Origin of the sequence: Lysinibacillus telephonicus, from assembly GCF_003966145.1 — a bacterium.
Taxonomy (GTDB): domain Bacteria; phylum Bacillota; class Bacilli; order Bacillales_A; family Planococcaceae; genus Ureibacillus; species Ureibacillus telephonicus.
The window spans coordinates 23,465-43,056 of the sequence record NZ_RXNR01000034.1; the positions used below are offsets into that span (position 1 = coordinate 23,465).

The 19,592-nt window shown below is 36.7% G+C and carries 17 protein-coding genes; 11 read left to right on the plus strand and 6 right to left on the minus strand.

Going from position 1 to position 19,592, the window contains the following annotated elements; all coding sequences use genetic code 11:
* Positions 1–176 precede the first annotated feature (176 nt).
* From EKG35_RS12480 to EKG35_RS12505, 6 genes are all read right to left on the minus strand, one after another.
* Positions 177–1,283 carry a polysaccharide pyruvyl transferase family protein gene (locus EKG35_RS12480; protein ID WP_126294791.1) on the minus strand — a complete coding sequence of 369 codons (1,107 nt, stop codon included), beginning with the start codon at positions 1,281–1,283 and terminating at the stop codon, positions 177–179.
* Between the two features lie 24 nt (positions 1,284–1,307).
* The gene (locus EKG35_RS12485) at positions 1,308–2,342 is read right to left on the minus strand and encodes a glycosyltransferase family 2 protein (protein ID WP_126294792.1); all 1,035 of its coding nucleotides are present in this window, start codon (positions 2,340–2,342) and stop codon (positions 1,308–1,310) included.
* Complete coding sequence (locus EKG35_RS12490; protein WP_126294793.1) at positions 2,343–2,828, minus strand: hypothetical protein; 486 nt, start codon at positions 2,826–2,828, stop codon at positions 2,343–2,345.
* A gap of 72 nt (positions 2,829–2,900) precedes the next feature.
* A complete protein-coding gene (locus EKG35_RS12495) occupies positions 2,901–3,275 on the minus strand; it encodes an alpha-helical endospore appendage domain-containing protein (RefSeq protein ID WP_246020340.1) in 375 nt (124 codons plus the stop codon).
* A 445-nt stretch (positions 3,276–3,720) separates the two neighbouring features.
* Positions 3,721–5,841 carry an alpha-helical endospore appendage domain-containing protein gene (locus EKG35_RS12500; RefSeq protein ID WP_126294794.1) on the minus strand — a complete coding sequence of 707 codons (2,121 nt, stop codon included), beginning with the start codon at positions 5,839–5,841 and terminating at the stop codon, positions 3,721–3,723.
* Positions 5,842–6,329: 488 nt separating this feature from the next.
* Positions 6,330–6,632 (minus strand): alpha-helical endospore appendage domain-containing protein, encoded by a 303-nt coding sequence (locus EKG35_RS12505; protein ID WP_126294795.1) that lies wholly within the window; start codon positions 6,630–6,632, stop codon positions 6,330–6,332.
* 262 nt (positions 6,633–6,894) lie between these two features.
* On the opposite strand from EKG35_RS12505, the gene EKG35_RS12510 reads away from it, so the two are divergent.
* From EKG35_RS12510 to EKG35_RS12560, 11 genes are all read left to right on the plus strand, one after another.
* Positions 6,895–7,260, plus strand: a complete 366-nt coding sequence (locus EKG35_RS12510; RefSeq protein ID WP_126294796.1) for a hypothetical protein — start codon at positions 6,895–6,897, stop codon at positions 7,258–7,260.
* A 152-nt stretch (positions 7,261–7,412) separates the two neighbouring features.
* Complete coding sequence (gene miaB, locus EKG35_RS12515; protein WP_126294797.1) at positions 7,413–8,945, plus strand: tRNA (N6-isopentenyl adenosine(37)-C2)-methylthiotransferase MiaB; 1,533 nt, start codon at positions 7,413–7,415, stop codon at positions 8,943–8,945.
* Positions 8,945–9,382: a YlbF/YmcA family competence regulator gene (locus EKG35_RS12520; protein WP_126294798.1), complete on the plus strand. Its 438-nt coding sequence runs from the start codon at positions 8,945–8,947 to the stop codon at positions 9,380–9,382. Before miaB ends, EKG35_RS12520 begins: the two co-directional genes overlap by 1 nt.
* Positions 9,383–9,641: 259 nt before the next feature.
* Entirely contained in the window at positions 9,642–10,250 is a 609-nt protein-coding gene (gene cotE / locus EKG35_RS12525) for an outer spore coat protein CotE (RefSeq protein WP_126294799.1), read from the plus strand.
* A 380-nt stretch (positions 10,251–10,630) separates the two neighbouring features.
* Positions 10,631–13,225: a DNA mismatch repair protein MutS gene (gene mutS / locus EKG35_RS12530; protein ID WP_126294800.1), complete on the plus strand. Its 2,595-nt coding sequence runs from the start codon at positions 10,631–10,633 to the stop codon at positions 13,223–13,225.
* A gap of 103 nt (positions 13,226–13,328) precedes the next feature.
* Positions 13,329–15,239, plus strand: coding sequence for a DNA mismatch repair endonuclease MutL (mutL, locus tag EKG35_RS12535; RefSeq protein ID WP_126294801.1), 1,911 nt, complete (start codon positions 13,329–13,331; stop codon positions 15,237–15,239).
* A 36-nt stretch (positions 15,240–15,275) separates the two neighbouring features.
* Entirely contained in the window at positions 15,276–16,913 is a 1,638-nt protein-coding gene (locus EKG35_RS12540; protein WP_126294802.1) for a glycerol-3-phosphate dehydrogenase/oxidase, read from the plus strand.
* 12 nt (positions 16,914–16,925) lie between these two features.
* Complete coding sequence (locus tag EKG35_RS12545; protein ID WP_246020342.1) at positions 16,926–17,840, plus strand: alpha/beta fold hydrolase; 915 nt, start codon at positions 16,926–16,928, stop codon at positions 17,838–17,840.
* Positions 17,837–18,769 carry a tRNA (adenosine(37)-N6)-dimethylallyltransferase MiaA gene (gene miaA / locus EKG35_RS12550; RefSeq protein WP_126294803.1) on the plus strand — a complete coding sequence of 311 codons (933 nt, stop codon included), beginning with the start codon at positions 17,837–17,839 and terminating at the stop codon, positions 18,767–18,769. Before EKG35_RS12545 ends, miaA begins: the two co-directional genes overlap by 4 nt.
* A gap of 51 nt (positions 18,770–18,820) precedes the next feature.
* Positions 18,821–19,057 (plus strand): RNA chaperone Hfq, encoded by a 237-nt coding sequence (gene hfq / locus EKG35_RS12555; RefSeq protein ID WP_126294804.1) that lies wholly within the window; start codon positions 18,821–18,823, stop codon positions 19,055–19,057.
* 88 nt (positions 19,058–19,145) lie between these two features.
* Complete coding sequence (locus tag EKG35_RS12560) at positions 19,146–19,448, plus strand: rhodanese-like domain-containing protein (RefSeq protein ID WP_126294805.1); 303 nt, start codon at positions 19,146–19,148, stop codon at positions 19,446–19,448.
* The last annotated feature ends 144 nt before the right edge of the window (positions 19,449–19,592 follow it).

Consider the following 19,592-nt stretch of genomic DNA (forward strand, 5'->3'; position numbering starts at 1 on the left):
TAGTAATTTTAGTGATATTTTGTTGCTTCTCCAGTAAATTTTCATATTTATTGCTATCAAAACTAGTAGAGTAAATCTTACTTAATTATAAAAAAGACTGTAAACAAAATCAGCGTTTATTGATTTTGCCTACAGTCTAAAATGGAGAATCCCGTCTAGTTATTTTATTTATTTTTTTATATATACAACCCATTGTTAAAAGGTTCAATAATCTTCTTTCGAAAATTAGTTTGATGTACGTTCAAATTTGAAAGGATAGTACTTCTATTATTAATAATGTCTGATTCCAACTGTGAAATTTGTTCACTTATATTTTGTTCATCAGTTGAGACCAAGTATTTTTCATGATTAATTGACTTAACAAAATCAAATACTTTAAAGCGATAACCAAAAGCAATAAAAGGAACATTTGCTGCTAATGAAATAAAATTAGCATGTAATTTAAAATTAATAGTAAAGGTGCAATTTTGTAAGATGTCCATCAACTCATACTCATTGTAGAGATTTCGGTCCAAAATCACTTGAGACTTATTATCAAGCTTTGAGTAAAGACGTTCTATAGATGGGAAATCCTGTCTCCAAACAGAAAATAAATAAATAAAGTACCCATTTTCAATGAACTGGTTCAAGCTGACTGCTAATTGATCTTCTACAGTGATTTCATCTTCCCCATAAATATTATTAAAGCTTGTTCCCCAATTCACACCTATAATTTTTTCATTATGTTGAAGAGTAGATTGTAATTTATTTATTTGTTCATTTTTAGAAATTACCTGAGGTTTTAGTAAAAATCCAGGATCTCCGCTTATATGAGCATCCTTTCTAACCCCATACTGTTCTAACACTTTTAATGTTAACGGACCTCTAACACCAGACCAAACACTTTCCATAAAGACCTGTTTAATTTTAGCGCTAAAATTATTTGAAATTAATATTGGAATTTCCACATTATTTTCTAATCGTTCAATATAATCTTTTGGAGCCCAGTCTATACCAGATCCCCAAATCATTATTTTTTTATTTATTGTTAAGCAATTATACAAATACTCAATGATATATGGATGGATTAAGTTTCCATTTCCACTTAGTATGGAACCGCCACCTAAAACAATGAGGTCATACTGATTAGGGGAGACATTTTTTAAATATTTGTGTTCAATATTAACAAAATCAAGCTTGTACGATTCTCCTAATATAGAAAACTGTTGCTTGAATATATCGGCCATTAATTCATCGCCTAAATTTTTATAGCCAATCCATCCAATATAAAGAACCTTTTTCAAACAGTCACTTCCTTAATAAAGAAACTAGTTGTTCTTCTTTGTTGAATTGATTTTTTTTAAACATAAATGCTTATATTCTGTAGCTTTAAAGCTCCCTGAACCCCGAAGAATAAGGTATTCTGTATGACCTTCACCTAATTCAAGACATTTTTCAAAGGAAGCTAGTGCATCAGAGTACTGTTCCTTTTGATATAGGATAAGACCTTTCATAAAATGAAGATCGACATAATCAGGATAAAGGAGAATTGCTTTTTCAATAGCAGGCCAAGCCCCGTCAAAACTATTCATTTCAATTAACATCCCATATTTTAAACGATAAAGTAATGCTGGTGGTTTTAAACCTTGGTAAAGAAAACCTAAAATCGCTTCATTTATATAAAGAAAAGCAGTATTGTACTCCTTTTTTCGGTAATATTCACTTGCTAAATGATATTCAATCCAAGGACTGTGGTTAGGTTGTTCGTATTCTATGAGAAGGGTTTGGAGATTGCGCTGAGACTTATTTTTTTGTTTTGTAATTTCTTCTATATATCCGTAATGATGGATTGGAGCTTTTAGGCTTTCAATTGACTCTGTGACCTCGTTTTTATTAGAAAGCATTGGGGTTTCATGGATTTGATTGTAAAATTTAACCCCTATATGATTTCGAAACAAACGTGGTTGATAATACAAATAGGCTTGTTGCTTCTTAACTGGAAATGTCTCTCCATAATAATTGATAATTGGCATTAACAGCATAGCAGCATTTGTCTTACTAATGCTTTCTATTATCATTTGTTCATTGCCAGCTTCTAATTCTTCGTCTGCATCAAGCCATAAAATCCAATCACCGCTTGCTTTCGATAAACCAAAATTTCTTGCATCTGCAAAATTATTCGTCCATTTAAATGAATAGATGGAAGCCTTGTATTTTTCGCAAATATTAATTGTTTCGTCCGTTGAGCCTGTATCAACGATAATAATCTCTTGAACAAAGTCATTGACGCTTTTTAAGCATTGCTCTATAAATTGCTCTTCATTTTTTACAATCATACATAATGAAATTGTCGGAGCTGTCATTTAGACTTTCACTTCCTTATTCAAAATGTTTGATTGTTCTCTTGGCTTCCAAGGCTTTGGAAGTGGAGATGTAATTTTAATTTTAATTGAGTTTGTATTATGAGAATAGTAGTTTAAAATTTGAGACAAGTTGTTTTGGCATTGAATTTGATTTTCTTCATCTAAAAAAGGATACTTATGCATCAATCTATCTAAACCTTTTAATAACTGAAAAAGTGTATCCGTTTTAGTATGATGAAATGGGTGGAATTCTTCAGGAAACGAAACGATTTGCTTATAAAGTTTATATCGAGAAAAAAGATAGAAATGTATTTTTTCAATTAAAAACAAGGAATGGGTCATTTGATTTTCAGTAAAAGAATCGTTTTGATTAGAATTTTGACCAAAATAATGAGTAATTGATTGTACGAATGACTCTAAAAAATTTATATAATTGATATCACTTTCTTTAACTGTTTCTTTTTTAAAGGTATATTTCTCCTGCAATTAATCTCCCCCTTTCAACTAATAATCTTTTTATAAATTTTCAAGAATGCCTCGTTAAATTTTTACTCTAGGTTATAAGTGTTTTTTATCTTTTTCTAATTTTCCGAAGCAAGAACTACATTTAGTTGGATGATCATGATGTTCAGAACAGTTATGACAACCCGAAAGTAAATTAAGTGTTACAACATCTTCAAGTTTAAGCTGTAGCAATAGTTGAGATTTAATAATGGTACGTAGTGTATTATTTATGCTGTTATTGATTTTTAAATAATCATGGTAGTTTTCTGGGCATGTTTTTAAAAAATATTGAAGTTTTTCACCTTCAGCATTCAAAATATGAGAAAGACCGATTTCTTCTAAAGCAATGGAAGAAAGTAGTAAGTTTATCGTATCACATCGTTCCAATGAAATTTTGGGTGTGATATTAGGGATATTCGGTAAAGACATTTGATTCCTCCTAAATTGATTTATTTATCATTTGGCAAAGTCTGGACCAATAGCATGACAAGGTTTAAAGTGTATTTAAGTTTTTATAATCGTTACTGATTGCTACGAAGATGGATAGAGAGTTTTTCATATGAACAATAAGGATATGCACCAGGTACTGTTTAGTGCAGACTATTACAATGGATCGAATGAAATGAGTTTTAGAATTATTAGGTGAATGACTACATAGGTCCTTTAATAATTTATTAAAGCGTTGTTGATTACGTGCTTGTTTCATATGAAATTTATGACTTAACTATTTGGATTTTAAATTTTATAGAATAATTCAATGTTTTTATTAATTGAGGAACCTCAAATTATATGTTATTAAGAGTAACAAAAAGCTGGATACATTATATGCATCCAGCTTTCAGCGAGTGTTATAAAGCTTGTTATAATTATTTAATTAAATTGTATCTGTAATTTGGTGTACTGACCAAACAATTCCAGAACCAGGTCCACCAATATCTATTCCGATTGTTAAACCATCAGATTCATAGAATAAGCCAATTTGATCTCCTGCATTCAATGCTACTTCTCCTGTTAGAGTAACAGTACCATTTCCGAGAATTGCCCTTAGTGTGAGTATTAATGCGACGTTTACATTTAATACAGGGAATAATCCAGTGATTAAGTCCTCCGCAGTATTAATTCTACGAACAACAAATGCTGGATTAACATCCGGTCCTAAACTTACAGTAAGTGCAGCCGTTGTTGTATAGTTGATTGTTGCTGAAATTGCATATCTTCCAGTTTCAGGGATTGTGTAAGTTCCCGTCGCTGGGTCAAAGTTTTCTCCTGGATAATACGGTGGTGCAACTGTCCAACCGCCAATTTGTGTAGGCCCTGTTACATCACTTAAGGCTGCTGCTTGTGCAGAGAATCCTTCCTCAGCAAATGCAGGCCCAGTCGGCCCAGTAGGTCCAGTTGGCCCAGTCGGCCCAGTTGGTCCAGTCGGTCCAGTCGGTCCAGTCGGTCCAGTCGGTCCAGTCGGCCCAGTCGGTCCAGTCGGTCCAGTCGGCCCAGTAGGTCCAGTAGCACCAGTCGGTCCAGTCGGCCCAGTAGGTCCAGTTGGCCCAGTAGCACCAGCAGGTCCAGTTGGCCCAGTAGCACCAGCAGGTCCAATCGGTCCAGTCGGCCCAGTAGCACCAGCAGGTCCAGTCGGCCCAGTAGGTCCAGTCGGCCCAGTAGCACCAGCAGGTCCAGTCGGCCCAGTAGGTCCAGTCGGCCCAGTAGCACCAGCAGGTCCAATCGGTCCAGTAGGTCCAGTCGGCCCAGTAGGTCCAGTTGGCCCAGTAGCACCAGCAGGTCCAATCGGTCCAGTCGGCCCAGTAGCACCAGCAGGTCCAGTCGGCCCAGTAGGCCCAGTAGGTCCAGTAGGTCCAGTAGCACCAGTCGGTCCAGCAGGCCCAGTAGGTCCAGTCGGCCCAGTAGCACCAGTTGGTCCAGCAGGTCCAGTCGGCCCAGTAGCACCAGCAGGTCCAGTCGGCCCAGTAGGTCCAGTAGCACCAGTCGGTCCAGCAGGTCCAGTCGGCCCAGTAGCACCAGTTGGTCCAGCAGGTCCAGTCGGTCCAGTAGCACCAGCAGGTCCAATCGGTCCAGTCGGCCCAGTAGCACCAGCAGGTCCAGTCGGTCCAGTCGGCCCAGCAGGTCCAGTCGGTCCAGTAGCACCAGTTGGTCCAGCAGGTCCAGTCGGCCCAGCAGGTCCAGTAGCACCAGCAGGTCCAGTCGGCCCAGTAGGTCCAGTCGGCCCAGTAGCACCAGTTGGTCCAGCAGGTCCAGTCGGCCCAGTCGCACCAGCAGGTCCAGTCGGTCCAGCAGGTCCAGTAGCACCAGCAGGTCCAATCGGTCCAGTCGGCCCAGTCGGCCCAGTCGGTCCAGTCGGTCCAGCAGGTCCAGTCGGTCCAGCAGGTCCAGTCGGTCCAGCAGGTCCAGTCGGTCCAGCAGGTCCAGTCGGTCCAGCAGGTCCAGTCGGTCCAGCAGGTCCAGTCGCACCAGCAGGTCCAGTCGGTCCAGCAGGTCCAGTCGGTCCAGCAGGTCCAGTTGGCCCAGCAGGTCCAGTCGCACCAGCAGGTCCAGTCGGTCCAGCAGGTCCAGTCGCACCAGCAGGTCCAGTCGGTCCAGCAGGTCCAGTTGGTCCAGCAGGTCCAGTCGGTCCAGCAGGTCCAGTTGGCCCAGCAGGTCCAGTTGGCCCAGCAGGTCCAGTCGGTCCAGTTGGCCCAATTACTCCATTACCAGTCAATTGAGCCACTTGTCTTAATCTATTGTCCAGTAACAATTCCTTCTTTATAGCCATCGAAAGTGTATCTTGAACACTAGAATTCACATCAAGGATGTCATCTAATGTGGCTGGAGGTGTTAAGCCAGGAATTGTCCCCAAAGCATACTGGATTTTTTCTCCCTCAGCATTAAGAATATGTGCTAAACCTATTTCTTCCATCGCAATCGATGCTAACAATAGGTTAATAACAGAATTTCTACTAAGGGTGATTGTTGGGGTAATATTTGGCAAATTCGGTTGAGACATTTCACTTCCCCTTTCTATTAAATTTAGAAAAGAACTCGTTTCGCCTAATTCCTATCGAATCCTCGATAAACCGATCGGCAACGTGTTCTTTAGTAAATTATTCAAATGGTAAAGAAAGGTATAAACACTCGCCCGATTTTCATAATAAATATAAAAAATTCGGTAAAAAGTAATATAAATAGTTGGTTTTCTAGAATAGAAGAAAGATAATTAATATCTATGGTCCCCGAAAATATAATATTCTTGTTAAAGGTTAGGAGAATTTCCTTTAACTTCTGGAGATATGGAGGTTTAATGAAGAAAGAAATAATATGTATTTAAAAGAAAATGAGTAGCAAAAGGGTTATCAATTGGAAGGATACAAAAAGAATGAGTACTACAAGTTTAGTAGAACTCACTCTATCGTGATGTTAAGTATTATATATTACAAGTGATTTCACAATAAGTAACATCGTACTACTTGACTTCAACATTTTGATCGACCGCTATTAGCTATTTGAAATTAACTGAATTATTTGTTTTAATTTAATATCAAGCAATAGTTCTTTTTTAATCGTGGTAGTTATTGTATCTTGAACACTATTATTTATTTTTAAAATATCTTCAAAAGAGGCTCTAGGGGATAGACCAGGAGCTGACCCCAGCGAATATTGTATTTTTTCTCCTTCTGCATTAATGATATGTGCTAAACCTAATTCTTCCATAGCTATTGATGCAAGCAGTAAATTAATAGCATCATCTCGATCAATGGTAATTGCAGGGCTTATATTCGGAATATTTGGTTGAGACATTCAACTCTCCCTCCATAAATTTCATACCAGATATAATGTGTTATATGTAATTTATTTAAATTGGGTGCGCAAAAATGGGTTTTCGCCCAGTTTTACAATTATTTATAGAAAATCTTGAAATCAATTAATTGAAACTTAATGAGATTGGTGGAAAAATATGAACTGGGAGTAGAACAACCAAATTGGAAAAGTAAATAGTTCTAGACAAAATAATACATTAACATTACCTACTAATGAAAAATGATAAAATGAGGGGACTATTTTGAAAAACGTTATTGATTTCATATCGATTAAAAAAAGCAAGCAGAGTGAACAACTTGAAAAAGTGTTTAGAAAAGGGAATTCTTTAAAAAGTCCGATAGAAATAAATAAGCTTGTGGAAGAAAAGTCCCTTGTACTACAAGATCATAAACTTTTTCTTGCCTTTCTCGGATACTTGAGGGAAAGAAAAATTGAACCATCAACTATATTTAAAGATGTTTTAAAATATCCAAAGCATCAATTTGAGCAGAAGTATGAGATGAAGTGGTCTTCAGTTGTTCAGTTTTGTTTTACATTCCTTACAATTTTAAAAGAAAATGACCCAAAACAATATGAATTATTCATTACAAATATTTCGGATAAGTAAACCCAATATATTTTGTTGAAAAATAGTACAAGTTCATATTATATCTATAACTTTTCAATTCCCTATATTGTTCTTTCTACCTATCATTCGTTATAATAATAAAATGGGATTCGAATGTGCGAAACCAATCTTGAAAGGAGTTTCTAGATTCAATGAATGAGGAACAACGACTGGCTAGTCAACAAGTAAAACAACCAAAACCAGAAAAAGATTATAGCAGTTATTTTGAACGAGTAGTTACTGCTCCTTCATTAAAAGAAGCGAAAAAACGTGGGAAAGAAGAAGTAAAGTACCATAAAGACTTCGCCATAGATGAACAATTCAAAGGTATGGGAGTAGGTCGCAAGTTTTATATTCGTACGTACGGATGCCAAATGAATGAACATGATTCAGAAGTAATGGCTGGTATTTTTATGCAGCTAGGTTATGAACCAACAGATCAAATTGATAAAGCTGATGTTGTGCTGTTAAATACTTGTGCAATCCGCGAAAACGCTGAAAATAAAGTATTTGGAGAGCTCGGCTTCCTAGTAAAATATAAGCGTCAAAATCCTGAAATGTTAATCGGCGTTTGTGGCTGTATGTCACAAGAAGAGTCGGTTGTAAATAAAATTTTAACAACATACCAACATGTAGATATGGTATTTGGTACACACAATATTCACCGTTTGCCACATATTCTAAAGGAAGCATATATGTCCAAAGAAATGGTCATCGAAGTTTGGTCAAAAGAAGGAGACGTAATTGAAAACCTTCCGAAACAACGTAATGGTGCCATTAAAGCTTGGGTAAATATTATGTATGGTTGCGATAAATTCTGCACGTATTGTATAGTTCCTTATACACGAGGTAAGGAACGCAGTCGTCGACCAGATGAAATTATCCAGGAAGTACGTGAACTGGCTGCTCAAGGATATCAAGAAATTATGCTTCTTGGTCAAAACGTAAATGCTTACGGAAAAGACTTTACTGATATTGAGTATCGTCTAGGTGATTTAATGGACGAGTTACGTAAAATCGATATCCCAAGAATTCGTTTTACAACAAGCCACCCTCGCGACTTTGATGATCATTTAATCGAAGTATTAGCTAAAGGCGGCAATCTAGTGGAACATATTCATTTGCCGGTTCAATCTGGGTCAAATAAAATTTTAAAGATTATGGCCCGTAAATATACTCGCGAGCACTTCCTAGATTTAGTACGTAAAATCAAAGAAGCAATTCCTAATGTTGCTTTAACAACTGATATTATTGTAGGTTATCCTAATGAAACAGAGGAACAATTCCAGGAAACAATTGACTTATATCGTGAAGTTGGATTCGAAACAGCATTCACGTATATTTATTCTCCTCGTGAAGGAACGCCTGCTGCAAAAATGAATGATAATGTTCCACTAGAAGTTAAAAAAGAGCGTCTTCAACGTTTAAATGCAGTAGTTGAAGAATTTTCATCTGCTGCATTGAAAAAATATGAAGGTCAAGAGGTTGAAGTATTAGTTGAAGGAAGCAGTAAAAAACGTGATGATGTTTTAGCTGGATATACTAGAAGAAATAAATTAGTGAACTTTAAAGGTCCTAAGGAATTAATTGGAAAGATTGTGAAAGTAAAAATACTCGAGGCGAAATCTTACTCTCTACGTGGTGAGTTTGTAGAAGTCGTCAATCGACATGGGGTGGAAGTATAATGACAACAAAGCTTTATACAAAAGATGAAATCGTTGCAAAATCTAAAGAAATTGCACATATGATCGCTAATACAGAAGAAGTTGAATTTTTCAAAAAAGCAGAAGCGCAAATTAATGAAAATCAATTTGTTCGTGAAAAAATTGCTAGCCTTAAAACATTGCAAAAACAAGCTGTAAATTTCCAACATCTTGGAAAAGAAAAAGCTTTAAAATTAATTGAAGAAAAGATTGCAAAAGTTGAAGAAGAGATCGATACACTACCAATCGTGCAACAATTTAAACAATCTCAAATGGATGTAAACAATTTATTGCAGCTTGTTTCAAATGCTATTGCCAATACTGTGACAACTGAAATTATTGAATCAACAGGCGGCGACCTTTTACGTGGCGAAACAGGTTCAAAAATACGGAATTCTCAACCTGGAAGCTGTTCATAAATTAACATTAAAACTGTCTCATTAGTTTTTATAAAACTTTGAGGCAGTTTTTTTATTTCCATGGGAACACTATTCGCCCATCTTTAATACTATAAGTTGTCAAAACCAATAAAAATCAAAAAAAAAATAAATAACAATTCTATTATCTATAGTTAAAATACCTTTTCTTCAAAAATTTAAGAGAAATTTATCCATGACATTTCACCAATTAGGCATGTGCCGCATACTATAGTTCGAAAATGTAAAGGAGGAAAGTACGTTGAAACGTTTGCGTCAAATAGTGACAAAAGCGATTGTCGCGAAGGGTAAAAAACGAGTTGAAAGTAGTGAAGTTATACGCCCGTCCAATGTTCCAACGAGCATTTTAGGTTGCTGGGTAATTAATCATCACTATAATGCGAAGAAAGTAGGCAAATATGTAGAGGTTTCAGGTAAGTTCGATGTGAACGTGTGGTACGCGTATAATAATCACTCAAAAACTGCAGTACACACTGAGACGGTTCAATACAAAGATCGTATAAAACTTCATTACCGTGATGACGATGTTATTGATTCAAATGATTGTCATGTACGTGTATTACAACAGCCAAATTGTATAGAGGCAGTAATTACATCGAATGGGGACTGCTTCAAAGTTGTTATTGAACGCGAATTCTTAGTAGAAGTAGTAGGAGAAACAAAAGTAGTTGTATCGGTTCATCCAATAGAATATGAAGAAGAATGGACATTTGAAGAAGAAAAAGAAGAAAGTTCATCTTCTTCTAGCTCAAGTTCAAGCTCGAGTTCAAGTTCAAGCTCAAGCTCTAGTTCTTCATCAAGTTCAAGCAAATATGACAATATAAGCGACGAATCGTCATCATATCATTAATAAAGTTGAGAGCGCCATCTACTAAAAAGAAGTAGTGAAGTAGGCGCTCTTCTTTAATTTGTGGATAGGAAAGTATAAGTTAGAAGAGTAATCTTTTCTATTATATAAATAAAATTTATTGCATTTTGCACATGCTATCTGGCCTTTCTATGCTGTGATCTGCCCCGGTCAAAAAGCTGGAAAAAAATTTATCGATATTTTATCGATATTGACTTTCAACAACGCACATAGATGTTCAAGTACGACAATACCACATAATGTGGCGCTTTCTAAATAGAGGGGCAAAACGGAGCCTTGCGCTTTTCTAAGTAGGATTCCTCGTTAATTAATAGATTTTTGTTATAATAAAAGATAACTAGTAATACATGTGAGGGAATAAAATGACGACATATACACCAATGATGCAACAATATTTATTAATTAAATCAGAGTACAAAGATGCCTTTCTGTTTTTCAGATTAGGCGACTTTTATGAATTGTTTTTTGATGATGCCATATCCGCATCACAAATTTTAGAAATTACATTAACTAGCCGTGATGCTGGGAGCACGGAGCGTGTTCCGATGTGTGGAGTACCCCATCATTCAGCCCAAGGTTATATTGAGACACTTGTTTCAAAAGGTTATAAAGTAGCAATTTGTGAACAGACAGAAGATCCTAAGCAGGCAAAAGGCGTTGTGAAGAGAGAAGTAATTCAGCTTATTACGCCAGGAACTTTAACAGAGGGAAAAACGATTGACGGGAAATCAAATCATTATATTGCTGCTGCCGAACAATTATCCGAAAATAGCTTTGCATTAGCCTATTTAGATGTTTCAACAGGTGAAACTAACACCTTGTTAGTTGAAGGTGGGACTAAATCCTTGTTGCAGCAATTGATGGCATTTAATATTCGTGAGCTCGTTGTGACAGAGTATCTTCAAGTTTTATTAGCTGAACAAGCAGCCAATTTAGGGATAGTTCTTTCTCTTGAAAATGAAGAGGGGACTGACGAAAATTCAATACAGTATGTAAGCAATTTGCCGAAATCGCTGCAAGGAGCTGCTAAATGTTTATTAAAATATGTTGAACGCACTCAAATGCGCTCACTTACTCATATTCAACCATTTACATATACAGAAACAAAAAAGCTTTTACGAATTGATACGAACTCAAAACGAAATCTAGAGCTGCTTCAGTCAATTCGCGGTGGTGATCAAAAAGGGACTCTTCTTTGGTTGTTAGATGAAACTGTTACAGCAATGGGTGGGCGAAAATTAAAGCAATGGATGCATCAACCTCTTGCTGATAAGAGTGCAATAGAAGAGCGCCTCTCAATTGTGACAGACATTCTAGATGAATTTTTCATTAGAGACGAATTAAGAGAGCTTCTTAGAAAAGTGTATGATTTAGAACGTTTAGCTGGACGAGTTGCATTTGGCAATGTAGGAGGGCGTGATTTAGCACAGCTACGTGAATCACTGCGCCAAGTACCATCGATTAAAGAACAATTAATCAGCAGCAATAAAGCAACTTTGGTGAAGCTCGGTGAAAAACTGGATGAATGTACGGATATCGAGCAGCTCTTATCGAAAGCGATAACTGATCATCCTCCAGTAGCAATTAAAGAGGGGGATGTTATTCGTGAAGGCTATGATGATAAACTTGACGAATTGCGATTTGCGGCGCGCAACGGCAAGGATTGGATTGCCCAATTAGAGCAGAAGGAACGTGAAATTACAGGCATAAAAAACTTGAAAATCGGTTACAATCGGATATTTGGTTACTATATTGAAATTACAAAATCCAATATTGCCAATGCGGATTTAACTCGTTATGAACGAAAACAAACATTAGCAAATGCCGAGCGCTATATTACCGAAGAGTTAAAGGAAAAAGAAGCGGTTATTTTAAATGCAGAAGAACAAAGTTTGGCACTTGAATATGATTTGTTTGTCGAGCTTCGTGAACAATTAAAGCAATATATCCCCCGTGTACAAGAGCTTGCATCTGAAATTAGTGAACTTGATGTTTATATTAGCTTTGCTGTCGTATCGGAAAAATATCGTTTTGTGAAACCAACATTTCATGATGGAAGGGCGTTAAAAATCGTAGGAGGACGCCACCCTGTTGTAGAAAAAATGTTAAATAAACAAATGTATGTTCCAAACGACTGTATACTAACCGATGAAAAAAATATGATGTTAATTACTGGGCCTAATATGTCAGGTAAAAGTACATTTATGAGACAAGTTGCTTTAATTGTCGTGCTTGCACAAATGGGCTGTTATGTTCCAGCTGATGAAGCAGAACTTCCAATAACTGACCAAATTTTCACACGGATAGGTGCGGCAGATGACTTGGTTGCAGGTCAATCAACATTTATGGTAGAAATGCTTGAATCGCAAAATGCAATTATGAACGCAACAGACAAAAGTCTTTTATTGTTTGATGAGATCGGCCGAGGTACTTCAACTTATGACGGAATGGCGTTAGCTCAAGCAATGATGGAATATATTCATGATAAGATTGGTGCAAACACATTATTTTCAACACATTATCACGAGCTAACAGCACTTGAACAACAATTACAGCGCCTTCAAAATGTTCATGTTAGCGCAACGGAACAGGACGGCAAAGTAGTCTTTTTACACAAAGTGAAACAAGGTGCAGCTGATAAGAGCTACGGTGTTCATGTAGCTCAACTTGCAGAAATGCCTGAAGCAATTATTGAACGTGCAAGAGTTTTGCTAGAACAATTCGAATCAAAGGATTGTCAAACTACTAAAGAGGTAAAAGAAGATGCACTTCAATTATCATTATTTGAAGAGATAGAGAAACGTAAGGAAGCACAACTTTCTGCTACAGAAAAAGTTTCACAGGCTGAGTGTGAAGTATTAGAACGACTTGAAAAAATGAATATCATGGGCACATCTCCAATTCAAGCAATTAATGTACTGTATGAGCTGCAACAACTATTGTTAAACAAGAAATAAAGCTTGGCGGATAAAATTAGAAAAATGGTGGATAAAACTCCAAAATTAACGGATAAAATCCCCAATAAACCAATCAAACAGAACGCAAAGGAGGTTCTTCCAAATGGGAAAAATTCAAATTATGGATGAATGGTTATCAAATAAAATTGCAGCAGGTGAAGTGGTGGAACGACCTTCCTCTGTCGTAAAAGAACTTGTTGAAAATGCCATTGATGCAGGCAGTACATCAATTGAAGTTTTTCTCGAAGAAGCAGGATTAACCTCCATCCAAGTAACAGACAATGGTAGTGGGATGGATGAAGAAGATGCATTAAAGTCATTCTCCCGCCATGCTACATCCAAAATCTCAAAGGAGCAGGATTTGTTTCGCATAAGAACTCTCGGATTTAGAGGTGAGGCATTGGCATCCATTGCATCTGTATCAAAGGTTACATTAAAAACTTCTGATGGAGAAAGCAGTGGGATGGAGCTTCGGCTTGAAGGAGGGCATATTGTTTCTAAGAAACCAACTTCTTTTCGAAGAGGAACTGATATTACAGTTTCGCAACTATTTTTCAACACCCCTGCGAGATTAAAATATTTAAAAACAATTCAAACAGAACTCGGTCATTCAATTGATTATATGAATCGTCTAGCATTGGGTTATCCAGAAATTGCGTTTAAACTTGTACATAATGGGCAAACACTTCTCCAAACAAATGGTCGAGGGAATGTGCAGCAAGTCATCGCAGCAATCTACGGAGTTCAAAATGCAAGAAAAATGATTTCTTTTAATGCTGAATCTAAAGACTATAAAGTACACGGATTTGCCAGCCTACCTGAAGTAACACGAGCTTCAAAAAATTATATGTCTTTATTTGTAAATGGAAGGTGGGTCAAGCATTACTTAGTTCAAAAAGCGATTGTTGATGCATATCATACGTATTTGCCAATCGAACGTTTCCCAATTGTTGTGCTTTATATTGAGGGAGATCCTTATTTGACGGATGTAAACGTTCATCCAGCAAAGCTCCAAATAAGATTAAGTAAAGAGCAAGAGCTGTTGCCACTTATTGAAGATGCAGTTCGCCAAGCGATTCGCTCTGCTATTCATGTTCCGTTGGCAGAAAAGAAAGAGAAGCCAGTACGTGTTCCGAGTGAGCAAATAAATTTTTGGAAACCAACTCCTACCTTTGATGAAACAAAAATGAATCAAATTGTGGAAAAATTAAATGCTCAGCAGTCGGTTGTAAAAGAAACCTCAAAGGAAGTTGAAACAGCAACCAATCCAAAAGATGTGCTCAGTGAGGACATTACTTCTGAGTTTTTGGAACAATGGAATGAAACAGACATAACATTGCCGCATGATGAGAAAAATGAAATGACTTCAACCATTCTTGAGGATAATAAACAGGAATTGGGAGCAACTGTACAAAAGGAAGAAAAAGAACCATTCCCACAGCTTGAAATTGTCGGTCAAATTCATGGTACGTATATCGTTGCGCAAATGGAGGATGGATTTTATTTAATCGACCAGCATGCTGCACAAGAAAGAATTAAATATGAATATTTCCGCGACAAAGTTGGAGAAGTCAATGCAAATGAACGACAATCTCTTTTGTTGCCGTTAACCTTCCATTATTCAGCTGATGAGGCATTGATATTAAAAGAGAACCTTAGTGCACTTGAAGAAGTTGGAGTTTTTTTAGAGGACTTTGGCCAATCTTCTTTTGTAGTTCGGGAGCATCCAACATGGTTCCCGAAAGGTTTTGAACAGGAAATTATTGAAGAGCTAATTGAACAAGTTCTGAAAACTCGAAAAACCGATGTGAAAAAGTTAAGAGAAGAAGCCGCAATTATGATGAGCTGTAAAAAATCAATTAAAGCAAATTACTTTCTAACAAAGGAACAAATGATCGCATTACTAGAAGATTTGCGAAAAGCTGACAATCCATTTACTTGTCCGCACGGAAGACCTGTTATGATTCACTTTTCAACATATGAAGTTGAGAAAATGTTTAAACGTGTCATGTAACATCCAATAATTCGATAGCAGAAGGAGATATACTCGATGTTTTCATTTAAAGATCGTTCCAAACTATTAAATATCTGCAATAGTTATTCATTTGATGTTCTTGTTATTGGTGGAGGGATTACGGGAGCTGGCATCGCTCTTGATGCTGCTTCTCGTGGTCTTTCAGTTGCGCTTGTTGACATGCAAGATTTTGCTGCTGGTACTTCAAGCCGTTCCACTAAATTAGTTCACGGAGGGCTTCGTTATTTAAAGCAATTTGAAGTTGGATTAGTTGCAGAAGTTGGCAGGGAGCGTCAAATTGTCTATGAAAATGCAGTTCATGTAACAAAACCTGAATGGATGCTCCTTCCTTTGTATAAAGAGGGAACTTTAGGAAAACTAACAACGAAAGCTGCTTTAACAGTTTACGATCGGCTTGCTCAAGTACAAAAAAATGAACGGAGAAAAATGCTTTCTGCAAAAGAAACTCTTCAAAAGGTTCCTTTATTGAAAGAAGAAGGGCTGCTTGGTGCAGGGTACTACGTGGAATATAAAACAGACGATGCAAGATTAACGATAGAAGTATTAAAGAAAGCAGTGGAATACAAGGCTGTTTGTTTGAACTATGCGAGAGTTACTGGCTTTGAATATAAGGGTGCAAAAATAGTAGCAGCAAATGTTCGTGATGAAATCTCGGGTGAACAAATTACTATACATGCACACCAAATTGTTAATGCTGCGGGTCCTTGGGTTGATGAAGTGCGAAAAATGGATAAAATTCATCATAACAAACATATTCGACTTACTAAAGGAATTCATATTGTCATTGATCAATCAAAATTCCCGCTTCAGCAAGCTGTTTATTTTGATACAAAAGATGGCCGTATGGTTTTTGCAATACCTCGTGATGGAAAAACGTATGTTGGAACAACGGACACTTTTTATAATGATGATCCGATTCAGCCTGTTGCAACAAAAGAAGACATAAACTATTTATTAGATGCAATTCAGTATATTTTCCCTAAGGTTCATATTACATCCAGTGATATCGAATCAACTTGGGCAGGTGTACGGCCACTAATTTCTGAAGAGGGTAAGGATCCATCTGAAATTTCTCGCAAGGATGAAATTTGGACTGCTCCTAGCGGATTAATAACAATTGCAGGAGGGAAATTAACCGGCTATCGCCAAATGGCACAAACGATTGTTGATAAAATTGTGAAGAAACATCGGTTTAAACATGCTTCAGAATGTATTACGAAAGAATTGGCATTGTCAGGTGCAAGGGGTTTGAATTCGCTCAATTTTAAAGATTATATTGTAAATAAAGCAAAAGAAGGCGAAATGCTAGGGATTCCGAATCATGAAGCGAAGCAGCTAGTTGAAAGATACGGGACAAATGTCGATGAAGTATTTCAATTTGCTAGATCAGTTATCGATAATAGCGTAAGTCTGCCAATAGCGTTATACGCACAGCTATTATATTCAATTTATCATGAGATGACGATCACCCCTAGTGATTTCTTTATTCGCCGAACTGGCTATCTTTATTTTAATATAGGTTTAGTTGAACGATATAAAATAACAGTAATCGATTTAATGAGCAATATTATCGGCTATTCTGAAAGTGAAAAGGTCTTTTATCAAATGCAGTTAGATCAATTTATTGATGAAGCAAAAAATCAAACAATGTAAGGTGTGAGTGCTTTGGCAAAACTTTCTAGGTTTTTGCAAATGAGTGATGGACATCAGATTTTTGTTCGACTATATGAACCGAAAGAAACAGCTATTGGGCATTTCTATATTTTACATGGAATGGCCGAGCATGGTGGTCGTTATGACGCGTTTGCCGATGCACTTTGTGAGCTTGGGTATTTCGTTACGATACATGATCACCGTGGTCATGGAAAAACTGCAGAAATGAATGGAAGACAAGGATACTTTACAGACAACAATGGCTTTCATCGTGTTGTTCAAGATGTTTATGAATTAATTCAATATTTTCAGATGGAACATGAAGTGCGTGAAACGATATTATTCGGTCATAGTATGGGTTCCTTTTTAGCACGGAGATTTATACAACTTTATAGTCAAGAAATTGATAAATGCATTTTGTGTGGAACTGGTGCAACAACAGTTCTTCATAGCTTGGGAAATATACTGGCCAAAACTCTTTCACTTGTTCAGGGGAAGACAGTGAAAAGTTATCTAATGAATGAGTTGAGCTTCGGAAGCTTTAACAAACAATTTGCAAATGTAAAGACGGCATTTGATTGGCTATGTACTAATGAAGATGAAGTACACACTTATATTAACGACCCATTTTGTGGGTTTGTACCGACAAATCAATTTTTTGTAGATTTAACAGAAGGATTATTATTGATTAATCGAAGGAATGAAATTGCAAACATTCGAAAAGATTTGGCTGTACTATTAATAAGTGGAAGTGAAGATCCGGTAGGAAATAAAGGTGTTGGTGTTTATAAAGTTGCAAACCAATTGAAAAGAGCTGGATTAAACAATGTTGTCGTGTACCTTTTTGAAGGAATGCGCCACGAAATATTAAGAGAAAAAAATAAAGAGCATGTGTTTCATGTCGTATCGCGGTGGTTGAGTAAATGATAGAAAAGAAACGTATTGAGGTTGTAGCTATTGTTGGGCCAACAGCCTCAGGAAAAACAGCATTAAGCATTCGAATGGCAAAGGAATTTAATGGTGAAATTATTAATGGGGATTCGATGCAAATCTATAAAGGCCTCGATATTGGAACTGCAAAAATAACGGAAGAAGAAATGGAAGGTATTCCACATCATCTACTTAGCTTTAAAGATCCAACAGAAAGCTTTTCAGTTGCTGAATATCAGGTATTGGTAAGAAAGAAAATTAGTGAAATTCAAAGTAGAGGGAAGCTGCCCATCATCGTTGGGGGAACAGGGCTATATGTACAGGCCGCATTATATGACTTCCAGTTTACAAAAGAGGAAGTAGAACTAGAAGCTCGGAAAAAATATTATGATGAGTTGGCTACTATTGGACCAGAGGCAATGCATAAAAAATTAGCAATGCTTGACCCGGAAATTGCAAATTCAATTCACCCGAATAATACTCGTCGTGTTATTCGAGCACTTGAAATGATTGAATTACATGGTGTGTCAAAAGCAGCTGAGGAGTATAACCGAGGAAATATTCCACTGTATCACCATTTGATTATCGGTTTGGACATGGATCGAGAAAAGTTATACGAACGCATTAATTTACGAGTAGATTTAATGATGGAAAATGACCTGCTTGATGAAGTGAAAAGTTTGTGGGATAAAAAAATTCGCAATGTGCAGTCTGTTCAAGCAATTGGATATAAGGAGCTATACGCATATTTTGATGGTTTAATCACTCTTGAAGAAGCTATTGAACAATTAAAACAGAATTCAAGAAGATATGCGAAGCGACAATTGACCTACTTTCGAAACAAAATGGATGTTAAGTGGGTTGGAAACGATTGGGATGAAATTAAAAAGTTTTCTAAAATTTTTAATATTAAAGAAGGGAATTAATTTCCACTTGCCGAATACGTACTAATAGAATAAATAGACGAGGTGTACGGCATGAAATCAATCAATTTACAGGATACATTTCTTAACAATCTTCGTAAAAACAATACATTTGTCACTGTGTTTTTACTAAACGGTTTTCAACTAAAAGGGTTAGTAAAGTCGTATGATAATTTTACTGTATTGTTGGAGTCAGAAGGGAAACAACACTTAATTTATAAACACGCAATTTCAACTTTTGTACCATCAAAAACAGTGCAACTCGGTTCAGACGGCGAAGACAATAATTAATATTTAAATCGGCGAAGTTAATATACTAGCCGATTTTTTACTTATTTACTATAATGGCATAGTAAATGGAAAATTTGGAGGTCTGTTCATGAAAACAATGACAACGGATGAGTTAATTAACCTATTGGACGCGAATGAAGATTTAAATATTATTGATGTACGTGAAGATTTTGAAGTTGAAGAAGGCATGATTCCTGGAGCAGTTCATATCCCGTTAGGTTCAATTCCCGAACGTGCAGCTGAACTAGATAAATCAAAGGAATATATTATGGTTTGCAAAGCTGGCGCTCGCAGTGCAAGCGCTTGCGAATATCTTGAATCACAAGGCTTTGAAGTCATCAATCTTGAAGGTGGTATGATGGCTTATGATGGTGAACTGGAGTTTAAATAATACTATTTAAAGTCTAAAAAATGGGTTCTATGTCAAATGTTGGGGTGAAGTGATATTACACGGCACCCCGATTATCCTAAATGAATCCCAATTTTCTTAGATAAATTATTTAATAAAATTTTCGCTTTAAAGTGTTCATAGCTT